Source organism: Salmonella sp. 2018103 (assembly GCF_026247685.1).
Taxonomy (GTDB): domain Bacteria; phylum Pseudomonadota; class Gammaproteobacteria; order Enterobacterales; family Enterobacteriaceae; genus Salmonella; species Salmonella enterica.
The window spans coordinates 2,040,169-2,059,506 of the sequence record NZ_CP111029.1 but is presented as its reverse complement, the minus strand read 5'-3'; the positions used below and the strand labels follow the sequence as shown (position 1 = coordinate 2,059,506).

Genomic DNA, 19,338 nt, shown 5'->3' with positions numbered 1-19,338 from the left:
CCCACTTATTAAGGAGTATAAAATGGATGTTACCGCAAAATATGAGTTAATTGGTCTTATGGCGTATCCTATCCGTCATAGCTTATCGCCCGAAATGCAAAACAAAGCGTTAGAAAAAGCGGGGCTACCCTATACCTATATGGCTTTCGAAGTGGATAACACGACGTTTGCCAGCGCCATTGAAGGACTGAAAGCATTAAAAATGCGCGGTACGGGCGTCTCCATGCCAAACAAACAGCTCGCGTGTGAGTATGTTGATGAATTAACGCCAGCAGCAAAACTGGTTGGCGCTATCAACACCATTGTTAACGATGACGGCTATCTACGCGGCTACAATACGGATGGTACGGGCCATATTCGGGCAATTAAAGAAAGCGGTTTCGATATTCGGGGAAAAACCATGGTGCTGCTCGGCGCGGGAGGCGCGGCTACCGCCATTGGCGCCCAGGCAGCCATTGAAGGCATTAAGGAAATTAAACTGTTTAACCGTAAAGATGACTTTTTCGAAAAAGCGGTTGCCTTTGCGAAGCGGGTGAATGAAAACACCGATTGCGTCGTTACCGTCATCGATCTTGCCGATCAGCACGCTTTTACTGAAGCGCTTGCCAGCGCAGATATTCTGACGAACGGCACCAAAGTTGGCATGAAACCATTGGAGAACGAATCCCTGATCGGCGATGTTTCCCTGCTCCGCCCTGAATTGCTGGTCACCGAATGTGTTTATAATCCGCATATGACAAAGTTATTGCAGCAGGCGCAACAAGCTGGTTGCAAAACAATTGATGGTTACGGCATGTTGTTATGGCAAGGAGCCGAACAGTTTGAACTGTGGACAGGAAAAGCATTTCCATTGGACTATGTGAAGCAGGTGATGGGATTCACAGCCTGACCGGTAAAATTATAATTGCGACGAATGATAATGAAGGGTACCAAATGAAAACCGTAACTGTAAGAGATCTCGTGGTTGGCGAAGGCGCGCCAAAGATCATTGTGTCGCTAATGGGAAAAACCATTACCGATGTGAAATCGGAAGCACTCGCCTACCGTGAAGCGGATTTCGATATTCTGGAGTGGCGTGTTGACCATTTTGCCAACGTGACGACGACGGAAAGCGTACTTGAGGCCGCCGGCGCCATCAGGGAGATTATTACCGATAAACCCTTGCTATTTACCTTCCGCAGCGCGAAAGAAGGCGGCGAACAGGCGCTAACCACCGGACAGTATATCGCTCTGAATCGTGCAGCGGTTGACAGCGGTCTGGTCGATATGATCGATCTCGAGCTTTTTACCGGCGACGATGAGGTGAAAGCCACCGTCGGCTATGCTCATCAACACAATGTTGCGGTGATCATGTCTAACCATGATTTTCATAAAACGCCCGCAGCGGAAGAGATTGTTCAGCGTCTGCGTAAAATGCAGGAACTGGGCGCCGATATTCCGAAGATCGCCGTCATGCCGCAGACTAAAGCCGATGTTCTGACCTTACTTACCGCCACTGTAGAAATGCAGGAGCGCTATGCGGATCGTCCGATTATTACCATGTCGATGTCGAAAACCGGGGTAATATCTCGTCTTGCCGGCGAAGTGTTCGGTTCTGCAGCAACGTTTGGCGCGGTGAAAAAAGCATCTGCGCCGGGACAAATATCGGTAGCCGATCTGCGTACCGTATTAACTATATTGCACCAGGCGTAATACTTTATCGTGTGGCGGAATATTCTCTTTCTGCCACAATAAAAATAAATAGTTATCTGACATGAATATGTTCCATATTCATTGAAAGCCGCTGTCTTTATTACTTTAACACAGTTATATCGATATTGCTTTCAGGGATAATAGTGGAGTAAATATGAAAATCAATAAGCCATCACGCATTAATGGCCGCGTTCCCGTGCTCTCTGCACAAGAAGCAGTAAATTATATTCCAGACGAGGCCACTTTATGTATTCTGGGCGCAGGCGGCGGCATTCTCGAAGCGACAACATTAATTACCGCACTGGCAGATAAATATCAAACAACCCAGTCACCACGAGATTTATCTATTATTAGCCCTACCGGATTAGGTGACCGCGCCGCTCGCGGCATTAGCCCGCTGGCGCAGGAGGGACTGGTAAAATGGGCGCTATGCGGACATTGGGGGCAATCTCCCCGTATTTCTGAACTGGCTGAACAAAATAAAATCGCCGCCTATAACTACCCACAAGGCGTATTAACCCAGACGCTGCGCGCCAGCGCCGCACACCAGCCGGGTATTCTGAGCGATATCGGTATTGGTACCTTTGTCGACCCTCGCCAACAGGGCGGAAAATTAAACGACGTGACTAAAGAAGATCTCATTAAGCTGGTAGAGATCGATAATAAAGAATATCTCTATTATAAAGCGATAGCGCCTAATGTGGCTTTTATCCGCGCCACTACCTGCGACAGCGAAGGCTATGCATCATTTGAAGATGAGGTGATGTATCTTGATGCGCTGGTGATCGCCCAGGCCGTTCATAATAATGGCGGTATTGTAATGATGCAGGTGCAGAAAATGGTAAAAAAAGCCACGCTGCATCCAAAATCCGTGCGTATTCCCGGCTATCTGGTGGATATTGTGGTTGTCGATGCCGACCAGACGCAACTGTATGGCGGCGCGCCGGTGAACCGATTTATCTCCGGGGATTTTACTCTTGATGATAATACCCAGCTTACCCTGCCCCTTAATCAGCGCAAGCTGGTAGCACGACGCGCGCTGTTTGAAATGCGTAAAGGCGCGGTAGGCAATGTGGGCGTAGGCATTGCCGACGGTATTGGTCTGGTCGCTCGCGAGGAAGGCTGCGCCGATGACTTCGTGCTGACCGTAGAAACCGGCCCGGTGGGCGGTATTACCTCTCAGGGCGTGGCCTTCGGCGCCAATGTCAATACCCGCGCGATCCTCGATATGACCTCACAATTTGATTTTTATCACGGCGGTGGGCTCGATGTCTGCTATTTAAGTTTTGCCGAAGTGGATCAACACGGTAATGTCGGTGTACATAAATTCAACGGAAAAATTATGGGCACCGGCGGGTTTATCGATATTAGCGCAACGTCGCAAAAAATTATCTTCTGCGGAACTCTGACGGCCGGAAGTTTAAAAACTGAAATTACCGATGGCAAATTAAATATTCTCCAGGAAGGTCGCGTGAAAAAATTCGTCAGCGAACTGCCGGAAATTACGTTCAGTGGAAAAATTGCGCTTGAGCGCGGGTTAGACGTGCGTTACATCACTGAACGTGCGGTTTTCACTCTCAAACAAGATGGCCTGCATTTAATTGAAATTGCGCCTGGCGTCGATCTGCAGCGGGATATTCTTGACAAGATGGATTTTTCACCGGTTATCTCACCAGATTTAAAACTGATGGACACAAGATTATTTACCGATAGCACTATGGGATTCACGCTTCCTGACGCAACACATTAAAAGGAGTACAAATATGGATTTTTCATTAACTGAAGAACAAGAACTATTACTGGCCAGTATTCGCGAGTTAATCACCAGCAATTTTCCGGAAGAGTATTTCCGTACCTGCGATCAAACGGGCACCTATCCCAGAGAATTTATGCAGGCGCTGGCGGAAAACGGTATTTCGATGCTGGGCGTCCCAGAAGAATTTGGCGGCATTCCGGCTGACTATGTAACGCAAATGCTGGCGCTGATGGAAATCTCAAAATGCGGCGCTCCGGCCTTTTTGATTACCAACGGCCAATGCATTCACAGTATGCGCCGTTTTGGTTCCGCAGAACAACTGCGTAAAACAGCAGAAAGCACTCTGGCCACCGGCGATCCAGCATATGCGCTCGCCTTAACAGAACCTGGCGCGGGATCTGATAATAATAGCGCCACAACAACCTGGACGCGTAAAAACGGCAAGGTTTATCTTAACGGCCAAAAAACGTTTATCACCGGTGCAAAAGAATATCCTTACATGCTGGTTCTGGCGCGCGATACGGAGCCAAAAGATCCTAAAAAAGCGTTCACGCTTTGGTGGGTGGACTCAAATAAACCGGGCATAAAGATTAATCCGCTGCATAAAATTGGCTGGCACATGTTGAGTACATGCGAAGTTTATCTCGATAATGTCGAGGTTGACGAAAGCGACCGGGTCGGTGAGGAAGGCATGGGTTTCCTCAATGTCATGTACAATTTTGAGATGGAGCGTTTGATTAATGCGGCGCGCAGTACAGGTTTCGCCGAATGCGCATTTGAAGATGCCGCCCGTTACGCCAACCAGCGTATCGCCTTTGGTAAACCCATCGGCCATAACCAGATGATCCAGGAAAAGCTGGCGTTAATGGCCATCAAAATCGAAAACATGCGCAATATGGTATTGAAAGTCGCCTGGCAGGCCGATCGGGAAGAGTCACTGCGTACCAGCGCCGCGCTGGCTAAGCTGTACTGCGCACGCACAGCGATGGAAGTGATTGACGATGCGATTCAGATTATGGGTGGGCTTGGTTATACTGACGAAGCCCGTGTCTCCCGCTTCTGGCGCGATGTTCGCTGCGAACGTATCGGTGGCGGCACGGATGAAATTATGATCTATGTGGCAGGACGCCAGATTCTGAAAGACTATCAGAACAAGTAAGGATCGTACCGGAACGTCTTATTCGGCCTGACCGCTTTACGGCATCAGGCCGGATAAATCAGATAAATTTCGCCGTCAGGTATTTGGCAGCAAATACGCCTGCTCAACCAGACTATTTTTAAATTGCTTACGATAATCGTTGGGAGAACATCCTACATGCCGCATAAACAATTTGGCAAAATGGTCCACATTTTCATATCCTACCCGCCATGAAATTTCTGCCAGTGGCGACTCAGTGTTTGTCAGCGCAAACTTGGCCTCGGTCATACGTCGTTGAATAACATAATTGATAGGGGATATATGATATTCTTTGGCAAATTCATGACATATATAACTGACGCTGGCGCGAAATTTTTTCGATAGCTGGTCAAGCGTGATTTTTTCACGATAATTATTATTGAGATAAACAAGCACATCCTTAATTAATACATCTTTTTTAATGTAACCTTGTTCAGAACGATAGGCATTTTTAAAATTTTCATAGTAAAGTGCGGTCAGAGTGTAAGCAAATGCATCGTATACAGAGGAAGCCAATACATTTTTCCCCTGCGGAAGTAACACGCTTAATTCATTAAAGATACTTTTAATGACCTCTTTCCCCTGAACCACGGAAACCACCGGACAGGAATGACTCTGCAATAGTTGGTTTTCTTCCCAACCTGGAAAACAAAACCCATACAGCGCACAGGTATAGGTGGTAGCCGGCGAATTGCTGTCGGATGCTACAGCGTGTAGCCGCCCCCGCTCAACGACGACAATATCGTCCGCATGCGCGACGTAGAGTGAAGAGTCAATAATTAACCTGGCTATCCCTTTTTTGACGTAAATAAGCTCTGTTTCATTATCATGCATATGATGGCCAGACTCCCAGTTTGGATCATCGCTAATGACAAAACGTGAAAATCGAGGGGTCTTGTCCTGTTCAAAAATCGTCTCCGCGGCGGAGTCAAAACAGCGCTGATACATAATAACCTCTGTCAGGTTTAAAAAGATAACCAGGATAAAATAAAGCGAGCGTCAGTGTTGTACAACCGTGGAGATTACCAGCAAAACAAGATTATTCGTTCCGAATGCAAGATATTATGTTCTTTTGCAGACAGCTCAGATTACCTGTCGATAGCGTATTATCAGACAAAAATACATAGCCGACATATCTTTGATGTTTTCTTTTAACCTCACAGAAACAACATCGCACGTTTCATGTTAAAAAATGATGATATGCTTCGCACTTATTATTCTCACTACCGTATTTATATTTTTATGACGCCCTTTTCAGATGTTTGCTAACGATTCTCTGTTCGCAGATTTTTCGTGCAAGATTGTTGGCAAGGAAAACAGATTGACCCATCGTAAACCTCTTCAGACTGCCGCAGACTATTTTCAGTCAGATTTACGTTACTTATCCGCACGCGACTCACTGGAGATGCAATGAAAATAATAACCTGCTTTAAGTTGGTGCCTGAAGAACAGGACATTACCGTGACCCCGGAGCATTCGCTCAATTTTGATCGTGCCGAGGCCAAAATCAGCCAGTTTGATTTAAATGCAATTGAGGCCGCCGCGCAGTTAGCTGCCGATGGCGACGAGATCGCCGCGCTCACCGTCGGCGGCTCTCTGTTACAAAATTCAAAAGTCCGCAAAGATGTGTTATCCCGCGGGCCGGATGCGCTTTTTATGGTTCAGGATGCGCAACTGGAGCACGCTCTGCCCAAAGAAACCGCGCTGGCGCTAGCATCCGCGGCGGAGAAAATCGGCTTTGACCTGCTGCTCTTTGGAGAGGGCTCCGGCGATATTTATGCCCAACAGGTGGGCCTGCTGACTGGCGAACTCCTGAAACTCCCCGTCATCAACGCAGTAAGCCATATTCAACGCGACGGCGACAAAATCATCGTTGAACGCACACTGGAAGAAGACGTTGAAATTATCGAGCTCACGCTGCCCGCGGTGCTTTGCGTGACTTCAGATATTAACGTTCCACGCATCCCGTCAATGAAAGCCATTCTCGGTGCCGGGAAAAAAGCCGTTACGTCGTGGCTGGCGAGCGATATCCACTGGACCCCAACCACGCCACTGGCGGAACTGGTCGCCATCTCGGTACCGCCGCAGACAGAACGCAAGCATATCATTCTCGATAACGATTCGCCGGAAGCCATTACCGCACTGGCCGACCATTTGAAAAAATCCCTGAACTAAACCCAACGGAGAAAATTATCATGAATCATTTAGCTAACGTATGGGTATTTAGCGATAACGTAGAGCGTTATGCCGAATTAATGACCGGCGCGCGGCAGTGGGGAGAAAAAGTTTACGCCATCGTGCAAGGAAACACGGAGATCGACTACGTTAAAGCGCTTGGCGCTGATGAGATAGTCATTCTTGAATCGCATACGGATTTGCAGCGCGTGGAAAACTATGCCGAAACGCTGGCCTCGTTATTAGGCGACAAAAATGGGCTACTGCTCATGGCGGCGACCAAGCGCTGCAAAGCGCTGGGCGCCCGGCTGAGCATCCAGCTTGACGCCGTGATGGTGAACGACGCGACGTCTATTGACCTCCTCGACGGGACGCTACACGCAGAGCATCGCATGTACGGCGGACTTGCTTTCGGCAAAGAGAAATTAAACAGTCCGCAGGCGATTATTACGCTGGCACCCGGCGTGCTGGAACCCGCCGCCCCTCTCCCCGGTCATACCTGCCCGCAGACCACGCTGGCATATATTGCCCCACGCCACGAGGTATTGTGCCAGCAGCGGCGCGCGAAATCGTTAAGCAGCGTCGATTTGAGCAAAGCCAAACGGGTCATCGGCGTAGGACGAGGCCTGGCGGCGCAAAGCGATCTGGATATGGTGCATAAACTGGCGACCGTCCTCGGCGCAGAAGTGGGCTGTTCCCGCCCCATTGCGGAAGGTGAAAACTGGATGGAACGCGAGCGTTATATTGGCGTATCCGGCGTTCTGTTGAAATCCGATCTCTATCTGACGCTGGGCATTTCCGGCCAAATTCAACATATGGTGGGTGGAAACGGCGCAAAAATTATTGTCGCAATTAACAAAGATAAAAACGCGCCCATTTTCAATTATGCCGATTATGGTCTGGTGGGCGATATCTATAAGGTTGTTCCTGCCCTCATCGACCAGTTAAGCCACTAATTCCTTTTTCAACGCACATCTCCCGTCGTCGATACGGCGGGAAAGGAGCATAAAGCATGTCGGATGATAAATTTGACGCTATTGTGGTGGGCGCAGGCGTAGCAGGAACGGTCGCCGCGTATGTGATGGCAAAAGCGGGACTGGATGTACTGGTTATTGAACGCGGAAACAGCGCGGGCAGCAAAAATATGACCGGTGGCCGGCTCTACGCTCACAGTATCGAAAGTATTATGCCGGGATTCGCAACGTCCGCCCCCATCGAACGCGTCGTTACCCGTGAAAAAATCTCCTTTTTAACCGAAGAAAGCGCCGTCACACTTGATTTTCACCGCGCGCCCCCTACTCCGCCCCTTACGTCATATACCGTACTGCGCAACAAACTGGACCCGTGGCTAATGGCGCAGGCGGAGCAGGCTGGCGCGCAGTTTATCCCAGGTGTACGGGTCGACGCTCTGGTACGTGAAGGCAATCGCGTCACTGGCGTTCAGGCCGGGGATGATATTCTTGATGCGAATATTGTGATTCTCGCGGACGGCGTGAATTCCATGCTGGGCCGTTCACTGGACATGGTGCCTCCCTCTTCTGCGCATCACTATGCCGTCGGCGTAAAAGAGTTGATTGGGCTCTCTCCGGCACTTATTGAAGAGCGCTTTAATCTGGCGTCCCATGAAGGCGCCGCCTGGTTATTCGCTGGCGCGCCCTCCAACGGGCTCATGGGCGGCGGGTTTCTTTATACCAACCGCGATTCGGTTTCTCTGGGGCTGGTATGTGGCCTGGGCGACATTGCTCACGCGACCAAAAGCGTACCGCAAATGCTGGAAGATTTTAAACAGCATCCGACAATACGCCCTTTGATTCAGGGGGGAACGCTGCTTGAATACTCCGCTCATATGGTGCCCGAAGGCGGCATAGCAATGATGCCGGAGCTGGCAAATGACGGCGTGATGATTGTCGGCGACGCCGCCGGTCTTTGCCTGAATCTCGGTTATACCGTCCGCGGCATGGATTTAGCCATCGCGTCCGCGCAAGCGGCCGCTCAAACCGCCATTGACGCTAAAGCGCGGCAAGATTTTTCCGCCGCGAGTCTTGCCGGTTACAAACGCGCGCTGGAGAAAAACGGCGTGTTACGCGATATGCGGCATTTCCGCAAACTCCCCGGATTAATGGAAAACCCACGGCTTTTTACCGAGTACCCGCGAATGGCGGCAAACATTGTGGGCGATCTGTTCACCGTTGATGGCGGTCCAATCCCACCGTTGCGTAAAACTATCCTGTCACATGCGAAAAAAGTTGGACTGGTAAACCTATTAAAAGACGGCATAAAAGGGGCTACGGCATTATGAGTTCGGACAATAAGGTGAATGTTGACGTCAAATTGGGCGTAAATAAATTTTACGTAGATGAAGGACACCCACATATCATTTTGCGCTCCTCGCCTGACATGCAGGAGTTTAATAAATTAATAAAAGCCTGCCCTGCCGGACTCTATAAGCTGGACGATGCGGGAAATATTCATTTTGACTCCGCGGGCTGCCTGGAATGCGGGACCTGCAGGGTTCTCTGCGGCAATACTCTTCTCGAAAAATGGGAATACCCGGCGGGAACGTTCGGCGTTGAGTTTCGCTACGGCTGACGCTCTGAAACACCGGATAACGACGCTACGGCGTCTTATTCGGCTTGCCCCCGGAGATTACGTCATTTGTATTAATAGAGAACAAGTCAATGAGTGTTACATTAACGTTTGACGCCGCGCGGCGGAAAACCTATCGCGAGTCCGGCTACTGGGGCGATGCTTCACTGGGCGACTACTGGCGGCAAACCGCACGCGCCGTACCCGATAAAATCGCCGTGGTCGATAATCATGGCGCGTCCTGGACCTACGCCGCACTCGACTGCGCGGCAAGCCGCCTGGCAAACTGGTTGCTGTCTCAGGGGATTCAACCGGGCGATCGCGTGGCCTTTCAGCTTCCGGGCTGGTGTGAGTTTACTCTCATTTATCTGGCCTGCCTGAAAACGGGCGCGGTATCTGTCCCGCTACTTCCCGCCTGGCGAGAAGCGGAGCTGGTTTGGGTGCTGAACAAATGTCAGGCTAAAATATTCTTCGCCCCCACCGTGTTCAAACAGAATCGACCGGTCGATCTTATCCTTCCGCTACAAAATCAGCTGCGCCATCTAACGCATATTGTCGGCGTGGATAAACTGGCGCCTGCCACCACAGCGCTTGCGCTTAGTCAAATCATCGACCGCAGCGAAACGTTGCAGTCAGACATTAACATTCACGGTGATGAACTGGCGGCAGTGCTGTTTACCTCCGGCACAGAAGGAATGCCGAAAGGGGTGATGTTGACCCACAATAATATTCTTGCCAGCGAACGGGCGTATTGCGCGCGGTTGAATTTAACCTGGCAAGATGTGTTCCTGATGCCTGCGCCACTGGGCCACGCCACCGGATTTTTACACGGCGTCACCGCACCCTTTTTAATCGGGGCGCGTAGCGTATTGCTGGACATCTTTACCCCAGAAGCCTGCCTTACCTTATTAGCGCAGCAACGCTGTACCTGTATGTCAGGCGCGACGCCGTTTATTTACGATCTGCTTTGTGCCGTTGAGCAACAGCCTGCCGACCTCTCCTCACTGCGATTCTTCTTATGCGGCGGCACGACTATTCCCAAAAAGGTTGCCCGCGACTGCCAGCAGCGCGGTATCAAATTATTGAGTATTTACGGTTCTACAGAAAGTTCTCCACACTCGATGGTTAATCTGGGTGATTCGACTTCACGCATGATGAATACCGATGGTTATGCCGCCACCGGTGTAGAAATTAAAATCGTGGATGAAGATCGCAATACGCTTCCAGCAGGCCACGAAGGCGAAGAAGCCTCGCGCGGGCCGAACGTTTTTATGGGATACCTGGACGAGCCGGAACTTACCGCCCGCGCACTGGATAATGAGGGCTGGTATTACAGCGGCGACCTCTGCCGCATGGATGAAGACGGTTATATCAAAATTACCGGGCGCAAAAAGGATATTATTATACGTGGAGGTGAAAATATCAGCAGTCGCGAAGTCGAAGATATTTTATTACAACACCCTCGCATACACGATGCTTGCGTCGTTGCTATGCCTGATGAACGCTTAGGCGAACGTTCATGCGCGTATGTGGTCTTAAAACCGCCGCACCTTTCGCTGGCGCTGGAAGAAGTGACCGCTTTTTTCAGTCGAAAACGGGTAGCGAAGTATAAATATCCGGAACGGATCGTCATCGTAGAAAAACTGCCCAGAACCGCCTCTGGCAAAGTGCAGAAGTTTCTGTTGCGGCAGGATATTATTGAGCGGCTGCGCCAGGAGCACACCCCGGAGTAAATTGCCGGATGGCGACGTTAACGCCGCCATCCGGTATCACACTACTTCTTCAGTTCCGCCAGACTCAGCCAGGTCTGAACCACGGTGTCCGGGTTCAGCGACAGGCTGTCGATCCCCTCTTCCATCAGCCAGGCGGCAAAGTCTTCATGGTCGGACGGACCCTGACCGCAAATTCCAACATATTTGCCCTGTTTTTTCGCCGCGCGGATCGCCATCGACAGTAGCGCTTTCACCGCGTCGTTACGCTCGTCAAACAGTTCAGACACCACGCCGGAATCGCGATCCAGCCCCAGCGCCAGCTGCGTCATGTCGTTAGAACCAATCGAGAAGCCATCAAAATATTCGAGGAACTGTTCAGCCAGCAAGGCATTGGACGGGATCTCGCACATCATGATGATCTTCAGCCCGTTCTCGCCGCGTTTAAGCCCCTGGCGCGCCAGCTCTTCGATGACCGCTTTCGCCTGGTCGACCGTCCGCACGAACGGGATCATGATTTCGACGTTGGTAAGGCCCATATCGTTGCGCACGCGTTTCACCGCTTCGCATTCCAGCGCAAAACAATCGCGGAAACTTTCTGCGACGTAACGGCCCGCGCCGCGGAAGCCCAGCATAGGGTTTTCTTCATGCGGCTCATAGCGTTCGCCGCCGACCAGGTTGGCGTATTCGTTGGACTTAAAGTCAGACAGACGAACGATAACGCGTTTCGGGTAGAAGGCGGCGCCTAACGTCGCGATCCCTTCCGTCAGTCGACCAACGTAAAATTCACGCGGCGAGTCAAACCCTTTCATCATCTCACGAATGTCGTTTTGCAGCGCGGCATCCTGGTCGTCAAACTCCAGCAGCGCACGCGGGTGAACGCCAATCATACGGTTAATGATGAATTCCAGTCGCGCCAGACCTACACCTTCATTCGGCAGGCAGGCAAAGTCAAATGCCCTGTCCGGGTTGCCGACATTCATCATGACCTTCAGCGGTAGCTCTGGCATGGTGTCTACGCTGGAGCTTTTTACGCTGAAATCCAGCATGTCGGCATAAACATAACCGGTATCACCTTCTGCGCAGGAGACGGTTACTTTTTCGCCATCTTTCATGCGTTCGGTGGCGTCGCCGCAGCCGACTACCGCCGGAATACCCAATTCGCGGGCGATAATCGCCGCGTGACAGGTGCGCCCGCCACGGTTAGTGACAATCGCCGCCGCTTTTTTCATGATCGGTTCCCAGTCCGGGTCGGTCATATCGGTGACAAGCACATCGCCAGGCTCAATACGGTTCATTTCGCCGATATCATGAATAACTTTTACCGTACCCGCGCCGATACGATGCCCAATGGCGCGACCTTCGGCAATGATTTTCCCCTGCGCATGTAGCGTATAACGCTCCATCACCTGGCCACGAGAGCGCACGGTTTCCGGACGTGCCTGCACAATAAAGAGCTTACCGGTATGACCGTCTTTCGCCCATTCGATATCCATCGGACGACCATAGTGCTGCTCAATCTGCACCGCTTGTTTCGCCAGCTCCTGCACTTCTTCGTTGGTGAGCGAGAAAATGTCGCGCTGTTCCTGCGGCACATCCTCAATCTTCACTTGCTTGCCGTGCTCCTGGGTGGCGGCGTAAACCATGCGGATTTTTTTCGACCCCATGGTGCGGCGTACGATGGCCGGACGGCCTGCCGCCAGGGTTGGCTTATGGACATAAAATTCGTCCGGGTTAACCGCGCCCTGCACCACCATTTCACCCAGTCCCCATGCCGAGGTGATAAAGACCACCTGGTCAAAACCGGATTCGGTATCGATAGAGAACATCACCCCTGACGAGGCGAGATCGGAGCGAACCATCCGCTGCACGCCAGCGGAAAGCGCTACGCCGCGATGATCATATCCCTGGTGAACGCGATAAGAGATGGCGCGATCGTTAAACAGAGAAGCAAATACGTGTTTCACTGCCACCAGAACCGCATCGAAGCCCTGAACGTTAAGAAACGTTTCCTGTTGACCCGCAAACGAAGCATCTGGCATATCTTCCGCCGTGGCGGAGGAACGCACGGCAAAAGAGGCATTTTCATCATCCGACGAAAGCTGCGCATAGGCATCGCGGATGGCGTTTTCCAGCTCCGGCTGGAAAGGAGTGTCGATAATCCACTGGCGGATCTGCGCGCCCGCTTTCGCCAGCTGGGAGACATCATCAATATCTGTCTTATCCAGCAGCTCATAAATGCGCTGGTTTACGCCGCTTTGATCCAAAAACTGGTTAAACGCATCGGCAGTGGTTGCAAAACCATTCGGAACGGATACGCCCATGCCGGAAAGGTTAGTAATCATTTCACCCAGGGAGGCATTTTTGCCCCCAACTCTGTCTACATCATTCATGCCGAGTTGGTTATACCAAAGCACCAGCGGTGACGAGCCATTGTTGGACATCGAACAATCCTTTTGTGATAAATGAACGAGTTTAAGAAACACATAGTTGCGTATTTATCCTGGCATACTTAAACCCGCGAAAAAAACGGTGAATCGTTCAAGCAAATTTATTTTTTCATTTTTTCAGATTGTTTACGTAGTTGCGCAAACCCGCGCATAGCACGGCATTCCCTGAATAACCCCCGGTATAAACTGCGTTTCCAGGAAATGAAACACACTTTTCATTAATTATAAAAAGTGTCTGTCATTTTATAAAATAAGCGACAAGTTATACGTTTCCCGTTACTTTTAATTTATGCTTTCAGATAATTATGTTTACTCTTCAGGATGAACAGAATGGATAATGTTGTTGATCGCCATGTTTTCTATATTTCTGATGGTACCGCCATCACCGCCGAGGTCCTGGGTCACGCGGTTATGTCGCAGTTTCCGGTGACGATCAGCAGCATCACGCTGCCATTCGTGGAAAACGAAAGTCGCGCCCGCGCCGTCAAAGACCAAATTGACGCCATTTATCAGCAAACCGGCGTTCGCCCGCTGGTATTTTACTCGATTGTTTTACCTGAAATTCGCGCCATCATCTTACAGAGCGAAGGTTTCTGCCAGGATATCGTCCAGGCGCTGGTGGCGCCGCTTCAGCAGGAGATGAAACTGGATCCGACGCCGATCGCTCATCGTACTCATGGGCTTAATCCGGGTAACCTGAACAAGTATGACGCCCGTATTGCCGCTATCGATTATACCCTGGCGCATGATGATGGCATTTCATTGCGCAACCTCGATCAGGCCCAGGTCATTTTACTTGGCGTTTCGCGCTGTGGAAAAACGCCCACCAGCCTCTATCTGGCGATGCAATTCGGTATTCGTGCGGCTAACTACCCTTTCATCGCCGATGATATGGATAATTTGACACTGCCCACATCGTTAAAACCGCTACAACATAAACTGTTCGGCCTGACAATTGACCCTGAACGCCTGGCGGCTATTCGCGAAGAACGCCGTGAAAACAGTCGCTATGCCTCGTTGCGTCAGTGCCGCATGGAAGTGGCGGAGGTTGAAGCGCTGTATCGTAAGAATCAGATCCCCTGCCTGAACAGCACCAATTATTCCGTTGAAGAGATAGCCACCAAGATTCTCGATATTATGGGGCTTAACCGCAGAATGTACTAGCAAACTAGTTTAATGGTTTGGTTTTTGTTATCATGCTGTTCTGCCTGCGAGGTGTGACACGCCTCGCACTTGAAATCAGCAGGGATTGGTTTATCGTGATGCCCATCACTTCCCGGTAGTCCTGCCGTTGAAGCAACAAATTTCTGAGACTTGTAATGAACAGAACCGACGAACTCCGTACTGCGCGTATCGACAGCCTGGTAACACCGACCGAACTCGCGCAGCGGTATCCTGTATCGTCCTCCGTCGCCAGTCACGTTACCGACTCCCGACGCCGGATAGAAAAGATTTTAAATGGTGAAGATCCACGGCTACTGGTCGTCATTGGCCCCTGTTCGATTCACGATCTGAATGCTGCCATGGAATACGCGACGCAGCTCCAGGCACAACGCCAAAAGCATCAGGCGCGTCTGGAAATCGTCATGCGCACCTATTTTGAAAAACCGCGCACCGTCGTGGGATGGAAAGGCCTGATTTCCGATCCTGACTTGAATGGAAGTTACCGCGTCAATTATGGGCTTGAACTGGCGCGTCGCTTGCTATTGCAGGTGAACGAACTGGGAGTACCGACCGCCACAGAGTTTCTTGATATGGTCACCGGCCAGTTTATTGCCGATCTGATCAGTTGGGGAGCGATTGGCGCGCGTACCACCGAAAGCCAAATCCATCGGGAAATGGCTTCTGCGCTCTCTTGTCCGGTCGGCTTTAAAAATGGTACGGATGGCAATACCCGCATTGCCGTTGACGCTATTCGCGCCTCCCGCGCCAGCCATATGTTTCTCTCGCCGGATAAAGACGGACAGATGACCATCTACCAGACGAGTGGCAACCCGTATGGGCACATCATCATGCGCGGCGGTAAAAAACCGAACTACCACGCTGAAGATATTGCCGCCGCCTGCGACACGTTGCATGAATTTGATCTGCCGGAACATCTGGTCGTCGACTTCAGCCACGGCAACTGTCAAAAACAGCATCGCCGCCAGTTGGAGGTATGTGATGATATTTGCCAGCAGATTCGTAATGGCTCCACGGCAATTGCCGGGATTATGGCCGAGAGTTTTTTACGGGAAGGCACGCAAAAAATTATCAGCGGTCAACCATTAATCTATGGTCAGTCCATTACCGATCCCTGCCTGAACTGGGAAGATACGGAAGTTCTGTTGGAAAAACTGGCCGCGGCGGTAGATAGCCGCTTTTAATAGCTCGCCCATCCTGCCGGGATGGGCGTTTCTTCGATGCTTTACCCGCCCTTTTCTCTCCGCGCGCGTATATCACTCCACAGAATTAGCACTTGCTGTTATCGCATTAATTATTGATAATAATAATCATTGTGAGTTTGATTATTAATAAATAACATGTCGCGTATGGATAACACCGAGCTGCCTCACCCTAAGGAAATAGACAATGAAACGCTTCTCCCTGCCGCTGAACGGCGCGTCAACAGTCAGGCGCTATTAGGTCCGGACGGCAAAGTCATTATCGATCACAACGGTCAGGAGTATCTGTTGCGTAAAACTCAGGCTGGTAAGCTACTGTTAACCAAATAACGCTCCGCCAGCAGACGATGCTGCTGGCGTCAGGCTAACTTGAACAACTGACCTCCAGCCGCTTTCCCCACTCCGGTGGTCGGCTGGCATAGTCATCATCTCGATCGGTAAAAGGTTGACGTAAAACTTCATGCAACCGATGCAGTTCCGCCATGTCTCCTTGTTCAGCCGCATCTATCGCGCGTTGCGCCAGCCAGTTGCGCAACACAACCGCAGGATTCACGCGTTGCATCTGCTGCTGGCGCAGCGCGTCATCAACCGCCTCTGTGCGCAATCGCGCCCGGTAGCGGTCGAACCAGGCATCGAACGCCGCGCGATCGATAAACGTATCCCGCAACGGCGAGGAAGCGCTCTGTTGCTCCGTATGGCTTAACATCCGAAATGTACGGGTATAGTCACTCCCTTCGCGCGCCATCAGACTAAACAATTCATTCAGTAAAGCGTTATCGTCTTTTTGCTCGGTAAAGAAGCCCAGCTTCTGGCGCATTCGCTGCCCATAGTGCGTTAACAACGCGTCCTGGTAACGATCCAGCGCTCTGTTTAACGCGTCGATCTCAATAAAAGGGGTTAGCGTCTGCGCCAGACGTTGTAAATTCCACAGCGCCACCGACGGTTGATTATCGAAGCGGTAACGTCCCTGATGATCGGAATGGTTACCAATGAAGCCGGGATCGTAGTCATCGAGAAAACCAAAGGGGCCATAGTCGATGGTCAGCCCCAGAATCGACATGTTATCCGTATTCATAACGCCGTGCGAAAAACCGACGGTTTGCCACTCGGCGATAAGTCTTCCGGTACGCGCCGCCACCTCTTCAAACCACAAAGCATATTTTTCCGGGACATCCTGCCATTGCGGCCAGTAATGACGAATAGCGAAATCAGCCAGTTGCTGAACTTTTTCCGGCTCACGGCGGTAATAGAAATGTTCGAAATGACCAAAACGCATATGACTTTGTGCCAGACGCATTAACATGGCGCCCGTTTCCTGCGTCTCTCGCTGAACCGGCGTATCGCTGGCTACGATAGATAACGCGCGCGTAGTGGGAATACCCAGATAATGCATGGCTTCGCTGGCAAGGCTTTCTCGTATGGTTGAACGCAGGACGGCGCGTCCATCCCCCATTCGCGAATAGGGTGTTAATCCGGCGCCTTTCAGATGCCAGTCGAGGGTCGAGCCATCCGCCAGGAGCTGTTCGCCCAGCAAAATACCGCGTCCGTCGCCGAGTTGTCCCGCCCAGACGCCGAACTGATGCCCGCTATATACCTGCGCGACAGGCGACATACCGGGTAATAAGGTTTCGCCGCCCCAAACGCCAGCGCCATTGGTAACGTCAAATAACGACGCGGGAATGGCTAACTGCTGCGCCAGTTCGTCGTTATACCAAATCAGTCGCGCATTTTTTAACGGTGTGGGTAAAAGCGCGGTATACGTTGCTGGCAGTTCATCGCGCCAACGGGCAGTAAAAGACAGGGTCATAGGGCCTCCTGTCTTCAGTGTAGACGGTTAATCACCGGTTAAACACCGGCAAACAGAAAGGTTATCGCTGAACGAGTTTAATGAGCTGGTTTACCGGCACCGGAGGCCATAGTCCGCCCTGGAATGCGCTAAACCCCAATGGCGCTGCGCGCGCAAACATCGCCTCAGTATCAATACCGGCAATCATCAGCGACTCGCAGCTGGAGGAGATCTGGGCAACGATAGCGTGCATGAATGGTTCGAATGAGATCATTTCAGCACGCTGCTGAATAAAGTTTTTATCCAACATGACTCGTTTGAAAAGTCCATCGAAAATAGCTTTAGTCGACGCCTCGCCTGCCCCAAAATTTGCCAGCATTAATGGGAAATGCATTGCCAGATTAGCTAACGTTTCATTGTTTTTGCCCTGGTTTAACCCAGGATAATTCTCATTTATAGCTAATTCAAGAAACGGAAAGCGTGCTGCCCGGGAAAAAAGTTCGCTATCTAATAATAAGTCACTAATTGCAGGCGGTAAATTAAGCCATGCAATAAGTTTATGCTGAATAAAAAAGTGCTGACAGGTTTCTAACAACGCCAGTTTTTCAACAAACAGACAGTATTGTTCCTCCACCGAAAGGCGAGGCGCTACCAACTCAGTCGGCATCCGCACGGCGCCGTCTTCAGCGGCAAACGTTGCAATAATCTCTAAACCAACAAGCCGAGCGTTTTCATCCATGACGGGAAGGAAAAAGAGTTCGGAATGGTAAAGCTCATCAAGTGAAGCAATCATTACGCCAGTCCCATGGTTAGGGCGCTATTCGCCATCCAGTCACTACGGACGGAAACAGACGTAACTTCAGATACTAATTGAAGCGTCATCATTTTTCTTGTTTACCGGTAAACCGGTTCCTTTTTTTAACTTACTCTGATTATAAACCAATATCCAATGTTGTACTTTTAACAGGGCGTGAGCACGCCCGTTTTTAATAAAAGTACGTTTGTAAATGCTACGGTTATATCATTATATATGATGACAACAGATGTCATAAGTTCAACCGACGGTATGTTAAAAATAGACTATAAAATTTATATCGTCTGCGAGGTTAAATTCGCCGTGCCTGCCAGAAGTTTTTTCGCCAGTACACATTATCCAGCGATGAACGCATCACGCCACGACTGGTAGAGGCATGAATAAACTCATTATTTGTATCGTAAATACCAACATGTAAACCACTTTCGCCCGAACCGGTTTTAAAGAAAACCAAATCTCCGGGCAGCAATTCATCTTTATCGATTCTGGTGCCGATTTTTGATTGTTCACGCGTATCACGAGGCAACTGCAAATCAAACTTGTCGCGCATAGTGACTACCACAAAGCCGGAACAGTCCACGCCTCTGCGACTCATGCCGCCGTAACGGTATGGCGTACCGCGCCAGGACTGCAACTGATCGTTCAGACCCGCAATGACGGTAATGGAATCTGATAATCTGGCGTTTGGCGCCGGTGCCCGATGAGTACTGCATCCTGCCAGGAACAATGCTGTGATAACAAGAAGCCAAAAACGCATGCCGCAACAATCCTCTGTTTTTATTTTGGTATTAATTTAGCGTCGAAATTAC

The 19,338-nt window shown here is 50.5% G+C and carries 17 protein-coding genes; 12 read left to right on the top strand and 5 right to left on the bottom strand.

Annotated elements, in window-relative coordinates:
- Positions 1-22: 22 nt before the first annotated feature.
- From ydiB to OLG56_RS09930, 4 genes are all read left to right on the top strand, one after another.
- A complete protein-coding gene (ydiB, locus tag OLG56_RS09945; RefSeq protein ID WP_023229659.1) occupies positions 23-889 on the top strand; it encodes a quinate/shikimate dehydrogenase in 867 nt (288 codons plus the stop codon).
- Positions 890-933: 44 nt separating this feature from the next.
- Positions 934-1,692: a type I 3-dehydroquinate dehydratase gene (aroD, locus tag OLG56_RS09940; RefSeq protein WP_023207847.1), complete on the top strand. Its 759-nt coding sequence runs from the start codon at positions 934-936 to the stop codon at positions 1,690-1,692.
- A gap of 154 nt (positions 1,693-1,846) precedes the next feature.
- Entirely contained in the window at positions 1,847-3,442 is a 1,596-nt protein-coding gene (locus OLG56_RS09935; protein ID WP_023229658.1) for an acyl CoA:acetate/3-ketoacid CoA transferase, read from the top strand.
- 13 nt (positions 3,443-3,455) lie between these two features.
- The gene (locus OLG56_RS09930) at positions 3,456-4,607 is read left to right on the top strand and encodes an acyl-CoA dehydrogenase (protein WP_000347824.1); all 1,152 of its coding nucleotides are present in this window, start codon (positions 3,456-3,458) and stop codon (positions 4,605-4,607) included.
- A gap of 75 nt (positions 4,608-4,682) precedes the next feature.
- On the opposite strand, the gene OLG56_RS09925 is transcribed toward OLG56_RS09930, so the two are convergent.
- Complete coding sequence (locus OLG56_RS09925) at positions 4,683-5,573, bottom strand: AraC family transcriptional regulator (RefSeq protein WP_000284832.1); 891 nt, start codon at positions 5,571-5,573, stop codon at positions 4,683-4,685.
- A gap of 462 nt (positions 5,574-6,035) precedes the next feature.
- Here OLG56_RS09925 and OLG56_RS09920 point away from each other — a divergent pair, with 462 nt between their 5' ends.
- From OLG56_RS09920 to fadK, 5 genes are all read left to right on the top strand, one after another.
- Positions 6,036-6,800 (top strand): electron transfer flavoprotein, encoded by a 765-nt coding sequence (locus OLG56_RS09920; RefSeq protein ID WP_001605597.1) that lies wholly within the window; start codon positions 6,036-6,038, stop codon positions 6,798-6,800.
- Positions 6,801-6,820: 20 nt separating this feature from the next.
- On the top strand, positions 6,821-7,756 hold the full coding sequence (locus OLG56_RS09915; RefSeq protein WP_023207851.1) for an electron transfer flavoprotein subunit alpha: 936 nt from the start codon (positions 6,821-6,823) through the stop codon (positions 7,754-7,756).
- A 56-nt stretch (positions 7,757-7,812) separates the two neighbouring features.
- Positions 7,813-9,099, top strand: a complete 1,287-nt coding sequence (locus OLG56_RS09910) for an FAD-dependent oxidoreductase (protein ID WP_023232944.1) — start codon at positions 7,813-7,815, stop codon at positions 9,097-9,099.
- Entirely contained in the window at positions 9,096-9,389 is a 294-nt protein-coding gene (locus OLG56_RS09905; RefSeq protein WP_000093362.1) for a ferredoxin family protein, read from the top strand. Before OLG56_RS09910 ends, OLG56_RS09905 begins: the two co-directional genes overlap by 4 nt.
- An 89-nt stretch (positions 9,390-9,478) precedes the next feature.
- Positions 9,479-11,119: a medium-chain fatty-acid--CoA ligase gene (gene fadK / locus OLG56_RS09900; protein WP_023213410.1), complete on the top strand. Its 1,641-nt coding sequence runs from the start codon at positions 9,479-9,481 to the stop codon at positions 11,117-11,119.
- Between the two features lie 41 nt (positions 11,120-11,160).
- On the opposite strand, the gene ppsA is transcribed toward fadK, so the two are convergent.
- Positions 11,161-13,539 carry a phosphoenolpyruvate synthase gene (gene ppsA / locus OLG56_RS09895; protein ID WP_000069340.1) on the bottom strand — a complete coding sequence of 793 codons (2,379 nt, stop codon included), beginning with the start codon at positions 13,537-13,539 and terminating at the stop codon, positions 11,161-11,163.
- A 336-nt stretch (positions 13,540-13,875) separates the two neighbouring features.
- On the opposite strand from ppsA, the gene ppsR reads away from it, so the two are divergent.
- The 3 genes from ppsR to hemP all read left to right on the top strand — a co-directional run bounded on the left by ppsR (position 13,876) and on the right by hemP (position 16,259).
- On the top strand, positions 13,876-14,709 hold the full coding sequence (gene ppsR, locus OLG56_RS09890) for a posphoenolpyruvate synthetase regulatory kinase/phosphorylase PpsR (RefSeq protein WP_000370992.1): 834 nt from the start codon (positions 13,876-13,878) through the stop codon (positions 14,707-14,709).
- Positions 14,710-14,864: 155 nt separating this feature from the next.
- Positions 14,865-15,911, top strand: coding sequence for a 3-deoxy-7-phosphoheptulonate synthase AroH (gene aroH / locus OLG56_RS09885; protein ID WP_001082196.1), 1,047 nt, complete (start codon positions 14,865-14,867; stop codon positions 15,909-15,911).
- Positions 15,912-16,067: 156 nt separating this feature from the next.
- Complete coding sequence (gene hemP / locus OLG56_RS09880; RefSeq protein WP_000089115.1) at positions 16,068-16,259, top strand: hemin uptake protein HemP; 192 nt, start codon at positions 16,068-16,070, stop codon at positions 16,257-16,259.
- 34 nt (positions 16,260-16,293) lie between these two features.
- On the opposite strand, the gene selO is transcribed toward hemP, so the two are convergent.
- The 3 genes from selO to OLG56_RS09865 all read right to left on the bottom strand — a co-directional run bounded on the left by selO (position 16,294) and on the right by OLG56_RS09865 (position 19,286).
- On the bottom strand, positions 16,294-17,736 hold the full coding sequence (selO, locus tag OLG56_RS09875; protein WP_061377358.1) for a protein adenylyltransferase SelO: 1,443 nt from the start codon (positions 17,734-17,736) through the stop codon (positions 16,294-16,296).
- A 61-nt stretch (positions 17,737-17,797) separates the two neighbouring features.
- A complete protein-coding gene (gene ydiV / locus OLG56_RS09870) occupies positions 17,798-18,508 on the bottom strand; it encodes an anti-FlhDC factor YdiV (RefSeq protein ID WP_023214486.1) in 711 nt (236 codons plus the stop codon).
- Between the two features lie 313 nt (positions 18,509-18,821).
- Positions 18,822-19,286: a C40 family peptidase gene (locus tag OLG56_RS09865; RefSeq protein ID WP_001213256.1), complete on the bottom strand. Its 465-nt coding sequence runs from the start codon at positions 19,284-19,286 to the stop codon at positions 18,822-18,824.
- Positions 19,287-19,338: the final 52 nt, after the last annotated feature.